The sequence below is a fragment of the Nostoc sp. PCC 9305 genome (genome assembly GCF_963920915.1).
In the GTDB taxonomy this organism is placed as follows: domain Bacteria; phylum Cyanobacteriota; class Cyanobacteriia; order Cyanobacteriales; family Nostocaceae; genus Nostoc.
In genome coordinates, this window is sequence record NZ_CAWUDN010000009.1 from 12,544 (window position 1) to 29,337 (window position 16,794).

10 protein-coding genes are annotated in these 16,794 nt (G+C 39.4%); 2 read left to right on the plus strand and 8 right to left on the minus strand.

Features of this window, described 5'->3' with window-relative positions; all coding sequences use genetic code 11:
* Window positions 1–145: 145 nt before the first annotated feature.
* The 8 genes from ACM0OX_RS05365 to ACM0OX_RS05400 all read right to left on the minus strand — a co-directional run bounded on the left by ACM0OX_RS05365 (window position 146) and on the right by ACM0OX_RS05400 (window position 11,542).
* A complete protein-coding gene (locus ACM0OX_RS05365; RefSeq protein ID WP_414513665.1) occupies window positions 146–1,198 on the minus strand; it encodes a FecCD family ABC transporter permease in 1,053 nt (350 codons plus the stop codon).
* Entirely contained in the window at window positions 1,195–2,226 is a 1,032-nt protein-coding gene (locus tag ACM0OX_RS05370) for a FecCD family ABC transporter permease (RefSeq protein ID WP_414513667.1), read from the minus strand. Before ACM0OX_RS05370 ends, ACM0OX_RS05365 begins: the two co-directional genes overlap by 4 nt.
* Window positions 2,219–2,956 carry a hypothetical protein gene (locus ACM0OX_RS05375; protein WP_414513669.1) on the minus strand — a complete coding sequence of 246 codons (738 nt, stop codon included), beginning with the start codon at window positions 2,954–2,956 and terminating at the stop codon, window positions 2,219–2,221. Before ACM0OX_RS05375 ends, ACM0OX_RS05370 begins: the two co-directional genes overlap by 8 nt.
* A gap of 5 nt (window positions 2,957–2,961) precedes the next feature.
* Window positions 2,962–5,088, minus strand: a complete 2,127-nt coding sequence (locus ACM0OX_RS05380) for an acylase (RefSeq protein WP_414513670.1) — start codon at window positions 5,086–5,088, stop codon at window positions 2,962–2,964.
* Window positions 5,089–5,122: 34 nt separating this feature from the next.
* Window positions 5,123–6,424: an MFS transporter gene (locus ACM0OX_RS05385; protein WP_414513672.1), complete on the minus strand. Its 1,302-nt coding sequence runs from the start codon at window positions 6,422–6,424 to the stop codon at window positions 5,123–5,125.
* A 37-nt stretch (window positions 6,425–6,461) separates the two neighbouring features.
* Entirely contained in the window at window positions 6,462–7,406 is a 945-nt protein-coding gene (locus ACM0OX_RS05390) for an iron-siderophore ABC transporter substrate-binding protein (protein WP_414513675.1), read from the minus strand.
* Between the two features lie 51 nt (window positions 7,407–7,457).
* Window positions 7,458–8,414, minus strand: coding sequence for a sucrase ferredoxin (locus ACM0OX_RS05395; protein ID WP_414513676.1), 957 nt, complete (start codon window positions 8,412–8,414; stop codon window positions 7,458–7,460).
* Window positions 8,415–8,635: 221 nt separating this feature from the next.
* Window positions 8,636–11,542, minus strand: a complete 2,907-nt coding sequence (locus ACM0OX_RS05400) for a TonB-dependent siderophore receptor (RefSeq protein ID WP_414513779.1) — start codon at window positions 11,540–11,542, stop codon at window positions 8,636–8,638.
* 730 nt (window positions 11,543–12,272) lie between these two features.
* Between ACM0OX_RS05400 and ACM0OX_RS05405 the strand changes: the two genes are divergently transcribed.
* Together ACM0OX_RS05405 and ACM0OX_RS05410 are read left to right on the plus strand one after the other, a co-directional pair.
* Window positions 12,273–15,731, plus strand: a complete 3,459-nt coding sequence (locus ACM0OX_RS05405; RefSeq protein ID WP_414513781.1) for a condensation domain-containing protein — start codon at window positions 12,273–12,275, stop codon at window positions 15,729–15,731.
* A gap of 29 nt (window positions 15,732–15,760) precedes the next feature.
* Complete coding sequence (locus tag ACM0OX_RS05410) at window positions 15,761–16,777, plus strand: TauD/TfdA family dioxygenase (RefSeq protein ID WP_414513677.1); 1,017 nt, start codon at window positions 15,761–15,763, stop codon at window positions 16,775–16,777.
* Window positions 16,778–16,794: the final 17 nt, after the last annotated feature.

Below are 16,794 nucleotides of genomic sequence, written 5' to 3' on the forward strand. Positions count from 1 at the left end.
AGGGGAGCCAGCCAGTGCGTAGAGTGCAAGTACTATGAGAATCATAACTAATTACCTAGATATGACATATCACACTATTCGCTTTTATTAATGCTACACCTAAAAAATAATTTTTTTCTACTTACTTAGTATTAAGTATACTGAATTAGGTCTGACTTTTTCGATTGTTAATCAATAAATAAATAAAATATGGGGCACCAATCACAGCAGTAACAATTCCACAAGGAATTTCGATAGGAGCAAAAATTATTCTGCCAATAAAATCAGATAAAACCACAATCATTGCTCCTGTCATTCCCGCTACTGGAATCAAACCTTGATGATTTCCACCTACTAATTGACGGGCTATATGGGGAGCAATTAATCCCACAAATCCAATTGTTCCCGCAGTTGCTACTGCTGCACCAGAAAGTGCTGCACTAATTAATAATAATAAACTGCGCTGCCATTCAATTTTATTGCCTAAACCTTTAGCAATATCATCTCCTAAATTTAAAATATTTAATTCTGGTGCTTTGATTAAAGCCAAAGGCACAAATATAACTATCCAAGGTAAAAAAGCAAAAACCTGTTCCCAAGTTCTACCGTAAACGCTACCAGCTAACCAAACTAAAGCCTGACTTACATCGTCAATTTGACCAAATGTCACGATTAAACTAGTAAAAGCACTAGCTACAGCCGAAATTCCCACACCAATTAAAATTAAGCGAACGGGATGAAGTCCCCGATCCCATGCTAAAAAGTAAATTAATAAAGATGCAACTAACGCACCCACAAAAGCTGATACAGGTAAAATTCCTGCTGGAAAATTTGGTAATAATACAATTACACTTACAGCTGCAAGGCTTGCACCGGAATTAATGCCAATAATTCCGGGGTCAGCTAAAGAATTTCGAGTTAAACTTTGCATTATTGTGCCAGAAATTGCTAAAGCCATCCCGACCAAACAAGCGGTTAAGATTCTGGGCAAACGTAGAGTATTAATTACAAAAGCATAATCGGGATTTCCTGTATCTATTCCCAGTACAGTTTTAATTACAGCTAGCAGTGGTGTTGGGTATTCTCCCACTGAAGTGTTAATTACCATCGCTGCTAAGGTGATAATTATCAAGATAAATAAAATGCTGGGAACTTGGTTTTGAATCCGAAAGGAAAATCCTAATTTTGTAGAACGAAAAATCAGTGAGTTTTTCTTCATTTTTTTACTTGATATTTGGCTAAGTAAACGAAGAATGGCGCACCAACTAAAGCTGTCATAATTCCCACGGGTACTTCTTGTGGTCGAATTAATAACCGCGCCAATATATCGGACACTAAGAGTAATATTCCGCCAAAAATTGCACTATACGGTAATATCCAACGGTAATCGACTCCAACTACAAATCTAACGATATGGGGTATAACTAATCCAATAAATCCAATTGAACCCGCAGCAGCAACGGAACTACCTTCTAAAAGTAAAACACTGATTGCAGCGGCAATTTTTATCCATAAAGTTTGTTGACCCAAACCTTTAGCAATATCTTCTCCCAGACTTAAAATAGTGATTTGCCTTGCTAAACTAAATGCCAAGATCGTGCCAATACAAATGTAAGGCAAGACTTGAAAAATCATGCCTTCATCCATACCTGCTAAGGAACCAGCTAACCAAAAGCGAATTTCTTCCAAAGTTCGCTTACTGACTATTAAAATTCCTGTTGTTAGTGAAGAGAGTAAGCTACTAATAGCGGCACCTGCAATTGTCAAATTTAAGGGAGTTATACCGTTACGTCCCAGAGAAGCAAAAATATAGACACTGACAACCGCGACACCTGCACCAATAAACGCACACCAAATATAAACACTTGGTGCGGATGTTCCAAATAGAAAAATACTAATGACTACAGCAAAAGCTGCACCTGCATTTACCCCCAAAATACCAGGATCGGCTAATGGGTTACGAGTCACACCCTGCATAATTGCACCAGCAGTAGCCATTGCTGCACCCACCAGCATTGCCAAAAGCGATCGCGGTAAGCGAACAGTTTGAATAATTAAATGTTCTCTGGAACCGTCAAACTGAATAAAGGCAGTGAGTACCTGATGCAGAGGAATATCTGCTGCGCCAAATGAAACGCTGAAAATTAGACAAATCAAAAGAATTAGCAATCCCACAATTAAACCCGCAACGGGAAATGTTAGGGATGATAAAAATCCTCTGGCTGATGAGGGAATCGATCTACTCATTGTTCAAATTACTGGCTTCAAGCAGTGTAATTGTTGCTTGGGAAGATAAGCCAACACAAGCTGCTAGTTCTTCTAATGCCAAGCGATCGCGTGCATTTGTATTTAGCATTTCCGTTGCAGCTGCAACATAGTCGGGATTTGCCATTTGACTAACTCGATCGGGTAAAGTTACTTGGGAATTCATGCTAGCAATCCGCTCAGTTTTTGCTCCCACCAAAGCAAGCTGTTGCATTCGATAAGCAGCTATTTTCGTCGCTTGACGGGCTTTTAAGTAAGCAAGGTAGTACTGTACAACTGCTACCCGTTTTTGCTGTTTAACTTCATACCAGCGAGCTTCTCTTATCGGTAATTGCTGTATGATGCTCAAAACTTTAATGGGGTCAATTGTCATGGCGATCGCAAAACTGCGCTCACTTTCAGATACTAGATCGGGTAAGTTGTAATCGATCGTGCTTTGAGATGGTGAAAATTCAACACTCAAAACATCGGTGAAAGCACCCCATCCCATTGCAGCTTTTGCCTCCTGTACTTGTGAAGACTGACGTTGAGCGATCGCAACTAACTGCTCAATAATTTTTAGATCGCGATCGCTAATCTCTGTCTGAAGAATTTGTGGTTGATAATTATTCAGCTGTTTGGTTTCTGACAGCGCTGGTAAAGGTAGACTAATAAGTGCGATCGCCAGAACAATTTTCCAACTGTACAGACAGGCAATTGATTCATAACTCATAGCTGTCAAAAAGTTTTGCGTTCCTCCAAGTTTGCTAATACTTCTGCACGAGTTCGCCAAACAGGACGCAATTGTTTGCGAGTAAACAGTGGTAGTTGGTCGGTAATATGGGGCGAACCGGGTTGAGTCGCGTTACCGTAGCTGATGAGAGCCATTGCCTTTACGGGTTGCGAAAACTCAACGGCTGCAACATAACTATCACCAGCGACAGCTTGAAAGCGTTCATCTTTAGCTGGAGCAAAATGGAGGACGCGGAATATTCCTAGATCCCCAGGGCCACCGTTGGCAGGTAAATCCAAGTTTCCGCTATGCACTCGGAAAACTTCACCCCAAGCAACATCTAGCTTTCCATAAACTTTTTCGACTTTTGTTGCTGCTATTTGTAGCGCTTTCGCCGCACTTTCTGGGTCTTTTAAACCATCGGGTGTGGTGCGCGGCGAGTTCTCACTCCAAGGAATACTAAAGGTTTGCTTTTCATCCATTTCTTCCCACCAAAAGGAAAACAACACCGCACCTCGACTATCAGCATTAGCATTCCGATCCCAAGCAGCTAAAATATCAGCAGCACGACGGGCTAATTCATCGCCATATTTTTGAGCAGCGGGAATTAGGTCATCAAGGATGCGTTCTGCAAGTTCCATTTTGGTGGAATGTTTGTACTCAATCATTTTCTCAAAAGAGATTTTTGGATCTTCAGCCAGCATTTTTGCAGAACTTTGGGCCCGGAAAGACATCTCTCCTCGTGGAGCCATATAAGCAGGGTAATCATCTGCTTTGATGACAGGGGGGAAAGTAGTTGTCCAAGGTGCATCATTAGCATTTTGCAACCAACCGCTAGGCGGGTCAATTACACGCGGTAAATCTTGGTATGGGTGCATTTTTGTCCATAAAGTTTTAGATGTGTCGCCAGGAATTAAACCTTCCCAGTATTGAAAGTCTCCTTGTTGACGAATCGGCACCAGACCGTTGAATAGGTGCATGATGTGCCCTTCTCTGTCTGCATACATGACGGTAAACATCGGTAGTTGCAAGCGTTTCAATACCTTTTGAAATTGGGTTAAGTTTTGGGAACGCGCCATATCCCACCATTGCTCCAACACACCCGGACGGTCTGCACCGACAACCCGCAGCGCCACAGCAAACCCATCTTTTTCTTGAACGACTGCACCGTGGACGGAACTTTTGACTAATAATGGTTGTTCGACTAACGAGCCATTTTTTTGCTTGACTTTTAATAAAAACTTTGATGTTGTAAAAGGACGGACTTTGCCATCTAGAAGATAACCATTATCAGCCAATTTCAATTTGTATACATCCCAACCATCATGAGTATTGACGGTATGAGTCCAACCCAAACGATCGTTAAAGGCGATCGCTAAAACCGGAATTCCCACCAACGCTGCTCCAGAAGCATTCATCCCTGGGGTAGTAATTTGGGCTTCATACCAGACAAATAAATCAGACCATAACGTGTGGGGGTTTGCCAACAACATTGCCTTTCCACTGGCAGAATGTTTAGGTGCGATCGCCCAACCGTTAGAACCAGCTTCCGATGGAGTATGGGTAATATCTGCTACCTGTTCTTGATTGACGATAAAAGTAAAATACAGTACTCTTTGCAAATGCGCCAACACGTCTTCTGGCGTGACAGGTAAGACTATTTTTACTTCATCATTAATTAGATCGGGATGGTCTTTGGCATAAGTATTTATCCCAGTGGTAAAGGCATTTATATAACTACGAAAAGCTGGACTTTGTAGCCGATACCAAGAACTAGCACGATTGGGCACTCCCATCGTCAGTACCCATTTATCAGATTCTAAATACTCTTCTCCCCAGTATTCGGCTGCTTTTCCCCTAGCTTGACCGTAGAGACGCAACAGCAAGTTAGCGTGACTCTGCATCTGTGCCCAACCAAACGCCTGAAAAGTGCTTGGAGCATCTTTACCATATATATGTGGTATGCCGTAAGTATCCCATAATATCTCCGTAGTTTTGGGTGCAGTCGCAAAACTGTTATTTGCCAAAACGACAACTAAAATGGCACTGAGGATAAAAGCTAAAAATCGAGATAATTTTCTTTTTAGTATTGGCTGGTCAAATAGCCACAAATACACCCTAATATTCAACATAATGGTTTGATTAAATTAATTTGACTGGAAAAATTTAGTGCTTTTCGTCTATATTCCGTAACAAACGGACATTAAATCCAAACACACCCACCAGCACCATACATAAAGAACATAGAACGTATAACAGTGCCATTCCAGCACCTTTGTCTATGCCAAATATATTGCCAAACAGCCATGCTAGCTGACCATTTGGTTTCATTGCTGGTTCAAAAACTTTATCCGCCAGAGGCCCGGCAATTAAATAGGCTATAGCTGAGAATATCTGAAAAAGTAGCGATCGCACCGCAAAAACTCGACCTTGTACTTCAGGAGTAACTTTTGCTAGCCAAATGGCATTTTCTGAACTTCCATTTAAGGGGAAATTAACCGAAGAACAAAATTGAGCGCCAATCCAAACAAAGGCTGTATTTCCCAACCCAAAAATAGTTTTGCTCAACCCAGCACCGATCATTCCCCATAAAACGCCCTTAACTCGATGCTTAGATCCACCCCAAGCACTCATGATTAATGCTCCCATCACACCACCTATACCTGCTGCTGAGGCTAAACTGCCCAACAAAAGAGTATTATTGCCCGAACGTGCCAGAATCATCGGTGTGTAAACAGCACCACCTACATCGTGAAAAAACCAAAACAGCATTCCGGTCATTAACAAAGCTAGCAGGCTCTTATGTGTTTGGATATAGCGCCAACCAAATCCCAACTCATGCCAAATATTTTCTGGATGTTGACTGTGAACTTCTCTAGACGGTGGTTGTGGGATGTGTATTAAAAGCACACTAATAATTGCAAAAGTAAAAGTTAAGATATCAATCAGCGAAATTCCCACCAAGCCGATTACATGGTATAAATAGCCAGCAAAAGCTGGCGCCATAATTTTTGCACCATAACCTGATAAAAATTCCATACTACTAGCGCGGGAATAATGCTTTGGAGGTATCATTAATCCCACAGATGCAGAATAGGCTAGAGACTGTAATTCATTAAAAACTCCTGTAATCGCGCCTGTAATATATAAGTGCCAAACTTGCAAATGATTGGTTAGATATAGCAGTGCGATCGCTATTGTTACTCCTACAGCTACGCTATCTCCTACAATCATCAGTAACTTCCGATTCCACCGATCTACAATCACTCCACTAATTGGAGTAATCACAATACTGGGAAGTAACGTATAGAAACCTACAAGAGTTAGTGTTGTTACCTGATCTGTAGATTCCCAGACCCAAATATTCAGGGCAAAGCTGGTCATACTACTGCCCATAGCCGAAACAAACTGACCAATCCAGACAATAATAAAATTACGAAAACTACTAAATTTCATTTCTGTTTTCATGAGCAGCGTTCCTTATGATTGACTAATTAATTCATTGTCACGCTACCTTGAGTAGATACTTAAATAAATCATCAAGTATTGCATTTGCTGATAGAATACTTCCAAAAATCCAGTAACTAGAATCAACACTATAAACTCGTTGATTTTGAACTACATTAAGGGTTTGCCAAAGACGAGTCTTTTGATATTTTTGGAATAATTCTCTAGCCCCAGGATCTACCGCTACAAATAAAACATCAGCATCAAGTAAGTCTATACGTTCTAAGTTCAGTATTACCAAATTCTCGTCAGGATTTTTAGCTAACTGACGTTGAGCATCTGGCATAGCAATTCCAACTTCTTGCAAAATACTGACAGGAAATGAAAATTGAGAACGAAACTCAGGTAGTTGTACTCCTCCATGAAACCGGCCGACAGAAACTTCTAGTTTATTTAGGTGATTATTTAAAGCATCTCGCAATTTTGTTAATCGCTGTTCGTATTGATTCAATAATTTTTCAGCTTGTTCAGTCTTGTTTAATACTTCAGCAATACGCCGAAAAGATTCTTGCCATTGAGTATGGACATATTGAAATCTAACTGTAGGAGCTATTTGTGAAAACAATCGATAGGTTTCTGAGTTAATATCATATAAGCTAATAATTAAATCTGGATGCAATTTCAATATTTTTTCTAAATTCAACTGCCCCTCTTTGCCTATATAAGTTATACCAGCCATTTGCCTCTTGAGAAAACTAGTTTTACTAGCTACAAAACTAGCATCAGGTATACCTATTGGTTTCAATCCTAATGCTATCAAAGGTTCTAATGTGATTTGCTCTGCCACAACAACGCGCTGCGGGTTTATAGGCACACAAGTTTCACCTAACTCATGCTTAAATAAGCGACATTCTGGCATTGATAACTGTAATTTAGATTTACCTACATTTTGATCTAAACCACTGTGACAAGCGGCAAAAAAGAAGAACGAGATAGCTATCAAAATACATAATTTGCAATAATATACGTATCTTTTTTTCATATCGTATAGTTTTTATTCTTGCACATTTGCCAACAAATTTTCTACATAAAACTGGGGAATTGTTTCGACAATCTCACCCTGACAATCGCTTAGATATAGAGTCTTAGCTTTATCAACTAATACATCAGCTTTTACACTACCAAAGCTCCCATCTGGCTTAAGAAAATTTAGTTTTATACGATTAAATTCCCCATTCTCAGTTTGTTGGATAATTTGATAATCAACTTTGTAACTTAACCATTGCCAACCATATATAAGAACCATTTCTCTTTCTAAAACCTGTGCAGCTTCTGGTAATATTGCCCACCCACGATAAATATGCTTAATAAATTCAAGATTTCCAGTGCGGGTCAAAATGGAAGAGAATGATTCAGAATCTAACCTAGCATAGTATCTAGCCTCTGGAAAATCGATAGCAGTAGGTGCAAAACGATGACCACCAAAGTGACTAGATTGCCAGATTCTGACATTATTCATCCCTAAATCTTTAACGATATTTTTTGCCTGACGATAAAAAGGATTACCAAATTTAGCACAGCATTTATCACGACTACCATGAGTACATATAAAAATATCTCTTGTATTAGATTCGTCAAGACAAGCATCTAGATTTTTCTCAAATAAGCATTTTTTAATAATAGTTGCCGCTTCAGTAATATCAGACAATAAAAATTCAGATTTGCTATAGCCTTGAGCAAAACCAGTAGGTTTATGATATATCAAAACTCTTGTTGTGTCTGGCTGCTTAAATTCTTTGTTATAAATTAATAAAAACTCTACAGCTATCTCATATTCTGCAAATTGTTTGACTAATTTTCGCAGATTATCGGGGACTGATTTAGAATTAAATGTCTCATCGATCCAAGGAGTTGGACATTCAATCATCACAAAAAAATCAAAATTGTAAGCATTGGCAATTGGATCTTCACCAACATCACGAGACTCTAAGGCACAAAAGGAATTATCCATAATGAAATAATTGGGTAATCTAGTATGAAAATTTTCACTGCGGCCCTAAAAGGTTAGGGTAAATATATGCGATCCTCAACCATATTATTTGTGTAATCAAGACAATTCAGTTGTTGATGAACCAATTATGAATAATAAAGCAAAATTAGGGTAGGGAAACCCCACCCATGCGGTGAATTTTTCGGTAAACAAAAGTATCACATTTTACAATTACTCCTAAATTAAAAATCGAAAGAAACAGTTCCCAGAACAGTGAATGGTGCAGCCGGAACAATGTAAAACCCTTGAGACTCGTAATATTTAGTGTCAAATAGGTTTTTAATGTTGACACCAACTCGCCAATTATCCCGTTTATAGAAAACACTAGCATCTGTTCTCAAATAAGAAGGAATTTTGACATTATTAGGTATGCCAGATTCGCGTTGACCTACATAAACTAGACCAAATCCTAGTCCTAAACCTTGTAAATTACCTTTTTGTAATTGATATGTAGTCCACAAACTAGCACTGTTGTAGGGTACGCCAGCTAATCTATTATTAACTAATGTTGGGTCATTATCTTCGCTGATAAAGGCATCTGTATAAGTATATGTGCCAATTATTTTCCAGCCAGGAAGAATTTCTCCAACTACATCTAGTTCAACACCGCTACTTTTTTGTTCGCCTGTTTGGATTTGGTAGTCAGAATCGATAGGGTCTGTAGTCAAAACGTTGTTTTTTGTGATGTCGAAATAAGCTAAAGTTGCCGAGAGCCGTTTGTCAAGAAACTCCTGCTTAATGCCTACTTCAAATTGTTCTGCTGTTTCTGGTTTAAATGCTTCTTCATTACGACTTCTCCCGAATATTTGCGGATTGAAGGAATTTGTCCAACTTCCATAAATTGAAGTGGAATCAGTAGGTTGATAAACTATCCCAACTCGCGGCGAAAATTTAGAATCTGAAGTCTCAGTGTTTGTGCCTGTTTCCAAGTCTCTATCAAAGGAATCAACCCAGTCAAAACGCCCACCAGCTAGCAATTTAAGATTTGGGGTTATTTCAACTAAATTTTGTAAATACAGTGCAATATTACTGCCACCATACTTCTGAAAATCTGAGCGACTCACCGACTCTGGTTGTGCGCCATAAATCGGATTAAAAATATTTAAATCCGCAATATCTCCCCGAAAAAATTCGTACTGAAAACTGTAATTGGATAACTCTAGCCCCACAAGGATATTATGACGAATTGAGCCGGTATTAAATTTGCCACTAACTTCATTTTGAAATGAAATATTGCTTGATTCATCATTACTAACTCGATATCCTCGCGCGACAGTTAGACCATCATCGTTTATAGAATTAGCTTGAACGCCTCCGGCACTACCGCTAACGTTGAGGACATTAAAACCTTGGCGGAATTTCCAGTCATTGTTGTAGCCAAATTTACTTTCTAGAACATAGGTGAAATTATTAGATGTAAATTCACCTCTATTAAGATTGGGTTCACCTAAAAATCGGCTGATGGGGAGATCAAAAACTACCCTATTGTTATTGGGAAAACCTCGGTCAAAAGTGTAGTCATACTTTTGGTATTCATAACCAAAGGTAATATCTGTATTCTCTCCCGCTTTCACGGTAATTATCGGCCCAACATAAGTACTTTCATTATTAACAAAGTCCCGGAAGCTATCAGCATTTTCGTAAGCTAAATTCAGGCGGTAGAGAGCAGAACGATTTTCTAAAAGTGGCCCAGTTAAATCAACTGATGTGCGGTAAAAGTCATCGCTGCCAATAGTGCCATTGATTTGATAGAACGGGTCTGATAGCGGCTGTTTAGTAATTGTGTTGACGACACCACCAGGACTGCTGATGCTACCATACAAAATTGATGCTGGCCCTTTGAGAAATTCTACACGTTCGATACTAGAAACATCACGCGGACTAATAAACCCAAAATCTTTGAAGCCATTACGCAGAGTCTCAAATCCTGTCTCAAATCCACGAATAAAGTAGCCTTGAGATGAAAGTCCACCATAAGTCTCTTGACGACGTACACCACTAACGTTGTCTGCTAGCTCGTTGAGTTTAACTACTTGGCGGTCTTGAATGATTTCTTTAGGTATTACCTGTACAGATGCAGGTATGTCACGTAAGGGAACATCTATTTTTGTTGCAGTTGATGAATCTTGTACGCGATACCCGTCTTTCTCACCTGTGACTGTTAACTCAATTGGTTCGTCAGAGGCCGATGGCTGGGTTGGTTCTGTTGGTGTTTGGGGTTGCGTCTGTGCTTGGGTAGAGGATGCAGCTGAAGCTACACCAAAAATCAAACCTTGGTCGCTATCAAATAACTCTACTTTCGGAATACTATCTACTCCAATTACAGCCATTCTGATAGTGTTGGCATCAGAATTAGTCACGGTGATTTCACTAACTCCGGCAATGGGTTTTTCTTGGCGGAATGTGCCACCACTGGGTAAGCGCAGTTGAGCCGAATTAATTTCGATAATATATGTGTTGCCTTCAGTCTTAGGCAATACTGGTAATTTTTCACCATCTGGAGTTGTCAAGATGATTTCCAAACCGTTATTGGTGGGATTAAGTTTGACTCCAGTGACTTCTGCCACGGCTTGTGTTGGCTGCTGTGGTTTAGTAGCTGATGCAATTGGTGTAACTGCAAATATCAAACCTTGGTCGCTATCAAATAATTCTGTATTAGGTAAACTTCCTTCACCGATTACCGTTACTCTTAAGGTATTGGTGTTAGCTTGAGTGACGCTGACAGATACAATGCCTGGTGCAGGATTATTTTGAGTAAAGTTTCCACCTTCGGGCAGTGCTAGTACTGCATTCGGTATATCTGCTATGTAACTGTTGCCTTGATTATTATTGACTGGTTTGAGTGCTTCGGCGTTGGCACTTTCTAAAATAATTTCAATGCCTTTATCAGTAGAATTTATTTTAACGCCTGTAACTTTATTAACGTTATCGCTGCTTTGCACAAGCAATTGTGCCGCTCTGGTAGAGTGAGATTTCTGACTAGATAGTTCGGCTGTCTGTGTTCCTGCATGGGCTGGTTGTACTAAGCTGCTAATTACCGCTAATGCTAATGCCACCGAACGTATCTCACTCATTAACCCACCCTTCATTCTTGTTGCTCCTTGAACTGAACCTGTAATTAACAGGCTTTTAAATAAAGGCTCTAGTTGCATATTGATATTCATTCTCACAGCCCATGAAAATTTCACGTCTGATATTAATGACGCGATATATTATCAATAATGCTTGACACTAGCCCTAGAAATCCTCAAAAGCTATCTGCGACTAATTTGCAGCTAACTCTAGTGCTATTAGGAGACATTATCATAAAGGTTACGCCTGAGCAAGCATTTATAAAAACTTCTGAATTTTCTAAATCTGACTAGCGTTGTGTGAAAAATCCTTATAAGTCAGTCTTTTCAAGGTATTGCTATAGTAGTAGTCAAGTAAGATTTACCTAACTTAAGCTTTGTCATCTATCTTTAGATAGAGTCTTTAAAAATTATTTTTGAGCAAAAGATAATAATAGTTTTTAATTAAAATTTGCTTGCTATCTTAGCTAAGTTGCTTTAAAGTCTTAAGAGTAATTGCAAATTAGTAGCAATAATATTGCTAGATTAGAAAATGGCGTTGCTGATTGCGGTACGAAAAATAATTTTGCGTAATTTCAAAATCCTTGTAGAGACACGTCTCTACATCCAGATTCATACCTCGATTCAACAACACCAGAAGATAAGCTGTACGCAAATAGAACGCGGTTAAAATTTGTCATTCTTTTGGCAAAGGCTGCAACGGCTTGATATTCCAGAATTCTTTGTGCATCAGGATTTTGAAAGTGCAATGACTGAATGTCTCAATGATTTAGAAGAAATGGTCTGTAAGTTTTCTACAGTTGTGGAGCTACTGCGTTACAGGTCGGTAGAGCAAGGAAACACTGAGGCTTTTACCTTTCTGCACGATGGAGAAGCACAAGGAGCAACTCTAACTTATGGAGAGTTAGATCGATATAGTAGAGCGATCGCATCTCAACTTCAAATTTTAGAATTAGCTGGAGAGCGGGCGTTACTACTTTACCCACCTGGCATAGATTACTTACCGGCCTTCTTTGGGTGTCTATATGCTGGTGTGGTAGCAGTCCCAGCTTATCCCCCACGCAATCAGCGCAACACCCCCAGAATCTTGGCGATTTTAAAAGATGCACAAACGGCGGTAATTCTGACAACAACGGCCATCTTGTCTCAATTGAAATCTTTACTTGCCGATAAATTTGATCTAGATAGTATTCGCTGGCTGACTACCGATAACCTCGCACCTGGTATAGAAGAGGCTTGGCAAGAGCCTTTGATTGATAGAGAAACTCTGGCCTTTTTGCAATATACTTCCGGTTCCACTGGTACACCCAAAGGTGTGATGCTCAATCATGGCAACCTACTACACAATGCTGTGGTGACGCGCCAGTATATGGAACATTCCGCCAGTAGTAAGTTTGTCACTTGGCTGCCTGTTTATCATGATATGGGACTGATTGGTGGCGTACTGCAACCTTTATATGGGGGTTTTCCTTGTATCATGATGCCGCCAGCAGCTTTTCTCCAGCGTCCCTACCGTTGGTTACAAGCAATTTCCCGTTACAAAGGAACCACCAGTGGCGCTCCTAACTTTGCCTATGAACTTTGTATTGAAAAAATTACTCCTGAACAACGCTCAACCCTCGATTTAAGCAGTTGGAGTGTAGCTTTTAACGGCGCGGAACCAATTCGCCAGGAAACTTTAGAGCGTTTTGCAGCTACCTTTGCTGAGTGCGGTTTTCGTCCAGAAGCTTTTTACCCTTGTTACGGCATGGCAGAGGCCACTTTGATGGTATCTGGTAGCGTCAAGTCTGCGTTAGTTAGATGCAAAAACGTAAATAAGAGCGCTTTAGAACGCAATGATGTAATTGATGTGGTTGCTGAGGACGATAATTCAATAGCATTAGTCAGCTGTGGCCGGAGTGTGCCACAACAACAGATTGTAATTGCCAATCCAGAAACTTTAACTCGCTGTCAGGATGGAGAAGTAGGGGAAATCTGGGTATCTGGCCCCAGTGTTGGGAAAGGCTATTGGAATCGTCAAACAGATATAGAACAGACTTTTCATGCCTTTTTGCAAGATACAGGAGTTAACGAAGCGTCAGGGCCTTTTCTCCGCACCGGTGACTTAGGCTTTTTGGATAGTGGCGAAGTCTTTATTACGGGTAGAGCCAAAGATTTAATTATTATTCGCGGCCGCAACCTTTACCCACAAGATATCGAACTCACCACAGAACGCTCTCACCCAGCTTTACGTTTGGGTAGTAGTGCTGCATTTGCAGTTGAGGTAGAGAACGAAGAGAAGTTGGTAGTGGTGCAGGAGTTAGAATTCCGCGCTAAACCAAATCTAGAGGAAGTTACTGCTGCTATTCGTCAGGCGGTTTCTCAAGAATTTGAGATGAAAGTTTATGCAGTGGTGTTAATTAAGCCTGGTACTATTCCTAAAACCTCTAGTGGGAAAATACAACGTCGCGCTACCAAAGCAGAGTTTTTAGCAGGGACTCTCAATGTTGTCCAAAGTAGTATTTTGGATAGTTCTGATGTGAGTTTGCCTAAAGAGCAACCGATAAATCTAGAAACTTACTTACAACAGTTGGTAGCTCAAGTCTTATCAGTACCTTTAGAGCAGATAAATATTCAACAACCTTTGAGCAATTTGGGTATAGATTCCTTACAGGCGTTTGATTTGAAAAATCGGATTCAGCAAGATGTAGGAGTATCTATTTCGGCTATTGATTTGTTTGAAGCGAGTATTGCTCAGGTAGTTAAACTGGTATTGGCTACAGAAACAACCACCACGAATCACAAACTTCAACCTGTTCCCCGCAATGGTGAATTACCTCTGTGTTTAGCACAAGAGCGTTTATGGTTTCTTGACCAATTAGAGCCGGGAAATCCTTTTTATAATGTTGCGATCGCTATTCGATTAACTGGTAAACTCAATCCAGCGATCCTCGAACAAAGTCTGAATGAAATCATCAAGCGTCACGAGAGCTTACGGACAACCTTTACTCCTATAGACGGAAGACCTATTCAGGTTATCCATGAGACTTTAGAATTAAAATTATCAATTCTGCAAAATTTCGACTCTGATATTCAAAGTTTAATTTTGCAAGAAAGCCAAAAACCATTTGACCTTTCCCAACTACCGCTATTAAGAGCAACACTTCTACATCTCAAAGAAGATGAGCATCTGTTGCTAATTAGCACCCATCACATTATCTCTGATGGTTGGTCAATTGGTGTGCTTATTCAAGAACTAGCAACAATTTATGCTGCGTTCTCTGTTGGTAAACCTTCACCTTTACCTGAATTGAGCATCCAATATGCAGATTATGCTTATTGGCAAAGACAATGGTTACAAACAGATGTTCTCCAACCTCAATTAGATTATTGGAAACAGCAGCTAAATGGCAGCGCACCTTTACTTCAACTTCCCACCGATAGACCTAGACCAGCAATTCAGACATTTAAAGGTAAAAAAGAATTTTTCACCATTGCAGGAGAAATAAAGGAAGCAGTAAAAACCTTAAATAAGCAAGAAGGTGTAACTTTATTTATGACACTTTTAGCAGTGTTTAAAACATTGCTTTACTGTTATAATAAACAAGAGGATATTTTAGTTGGTTCACCTGTATTAGGTCGTAACTGGCGAGAAACGGAAAACTTAATTGGCTTCTTTATCAATACCTTAGTATTCCGTACCGATTTTAGTGGAAATCCCAGTTTTCGAGAAGTCCTGCAACGTTTACGCGCTTGTGCATTAGATGCTTACACCCATCAAGACTTACCTTTTGAGAAGCTAGTAGAGGAGTTACAACCAGAACGTAACCTGAGTTATAACCCTTTGTTTCAGGTAATGTTTATTTTGCAAAATGCACCGATACCAGCTATAGAAATTAACAACTTAAATATGCATCCTCAAGAAGTAGATATTGGTACTTCTAAATTTGATTTAAAACTCAGTATTTGGGAAAGCGATCGGGAAATTAATGGTTCTTGGGAATACAAAATAGATTTGTTTGATGCAACAACTATTAGACGTATAGTTAGACATTATGAGGTCATACTACGTTCTATTTTGCAACAGCCAGATATTCAAGTTAATGAGTTAATAAATTTACTATTTGAAGTCGATCGACAGCAACAGTCTCAGCAACAAAAAGAATTACAAGATATTAGCAGACACAAATTAAAGTTTGTCAAGCGTGCAGCTATTGGTGAAATTTAGTTTTTCATATTTTTTTGGGGAAGACGATTATGCCTGAGTTAAGCTATGCTCATTTATCAACAAAGATTAGACGAAAAGCTATTAGTCAATTAGTGCAGATGACACCGTTAATTGCTAATCAAAATCTACCACTGTTAATTCAACCTAATATTGAAGGGGTAAATCTTGTAAATTGGCTAGCAAATAACTTAGAATTAATCAAAGATTCTTTGTATAAGCATGGTGGAATCCTATTTCGTAGCTTTCAAATTCCAGATGTAGGAGAGTTTGAAAAGTTAATTAAAACGGTATCGGGAGAGTTAATCGAATACCGCGATCGCTCTTCACCTCGGAGCGCAATTCAAGGTAAAATTTATACATCTACAGATCATCCTGCCGAAGAAAGTATTTTTCTCCATAGTGAGAACTCATACACAGCAACCTATCCTCTGAAAATCTTCTTTTACTGTGTGACACCAGCACAGCAGGGAGGTGAAACACCGATAGCTGATACGCGAAAATTATATCGGAAAATACCTAAAGAGATTTGCGATCGCTTTGCCCAAAAGCAAGTAATGTATGTGCGTAATTTTGGTGATGGTTTTGGTTTACCTTGGCAAACAGTATTTCAAACTGATAATCGTCAAGAAGTGGAGACTTTTTGTCACCATCAGGGTATAGAATTTGAGTGGAGAGAATCGAACAAATTAAGAACTCGACAAATCCGTCCAGCAATAGCTAAACATCCACATACGAGTGATTTAGTTTGGTTTAATCATGCAGTATTCTTTCATGTTTCAACTTTAGAGACTGGTATTAGAAAAGCTTTATTAGCTGAGTTTTCTGAAGAAGACTTACCACATAATACATACTATGGTGATGGTTCGCCAATTGAGGTAGATGTCTTAGATAAATTGCGTACTATCTATCAGCAAGAGACAATAGTTTTTCCTTGGCAGACTGGCGATATTTTGATGTTAGATAATATGCTAACAGCACATGGTAGAAAACCTTTTGTAGGTAAGAGAAAGGTTGTAGTAGGAATGGCAGAACCATTTAGTGGTTGATATAAATAAGCGAAATT

Bases quoted from the DNA above. Each gene is read 5' to 3' on its own strand.
- ACM0OX_RS05365 (WP_414513665.1), bottom strand. From the start codon at position 1,198: ATGAAGAAAAACTCACTGATTTTTCGTTCTACAAAATTAGGATTTTCC.
- ACM0OX_RS05370 (WP_414513667.1), bottom strand. From the start codon at position 2,226: ATGAGTAGATCGATTCCCTCATCAGCCAGAGGATTTTTATCATCCCTA.
- ACM0OX_RS05375 (WP_414513669.1), bottom strand. From the start codon at position 2,956: ATGAGTTATGAATCAATTGCCTGTCTGTACAGTTGGAAAATTGTTCTG.
- ACM0OX_RS05380 (WP_414513670.1), bottom strand. From the start codon at position 5,088: ATGTTGAATATTAGGGTGTATTTGTGGCTATTTGACCAGCCAATACTA.
- ACM0OX_RS05385 (WP_414513672.1), bottom strand. From the start codon at position 6,424: ATGAAAACAGAAATGAAATTTAGTAGTTTTCGTAATTTTATTATTGTC.
- ACM0OX_RS05395 (WP_414513676.1), bottom strand. From the start codon at position 8,414: ATGGATAATTCCTTTTGTGCCTTAGAGTCTCGTGATGTTGGTGAAGAT.
- ACM0OX_RS05400 (WP_414513779.1), bottom strand. From the start codon at position 11,542: ATGAAGGGTGGGTTAATGAGTGAGATACGTTCGGTGGCATTAGCATTA.
- ACM0OX_RS05405 (WP_414513781.1), top strand. From the start codon at position 12,273: ATGACTGAATGTCTCAATGATTTAGAAGAAATGGTCTGTAAGTTTTCT.
- ACM0OX_RS05410 (WP_414513677.1), top strand. From the start codon at position 15,761: ATGCCTGAGTTAAGCTATGCTCATTTATCAACAAAGATTAGACGAAAA.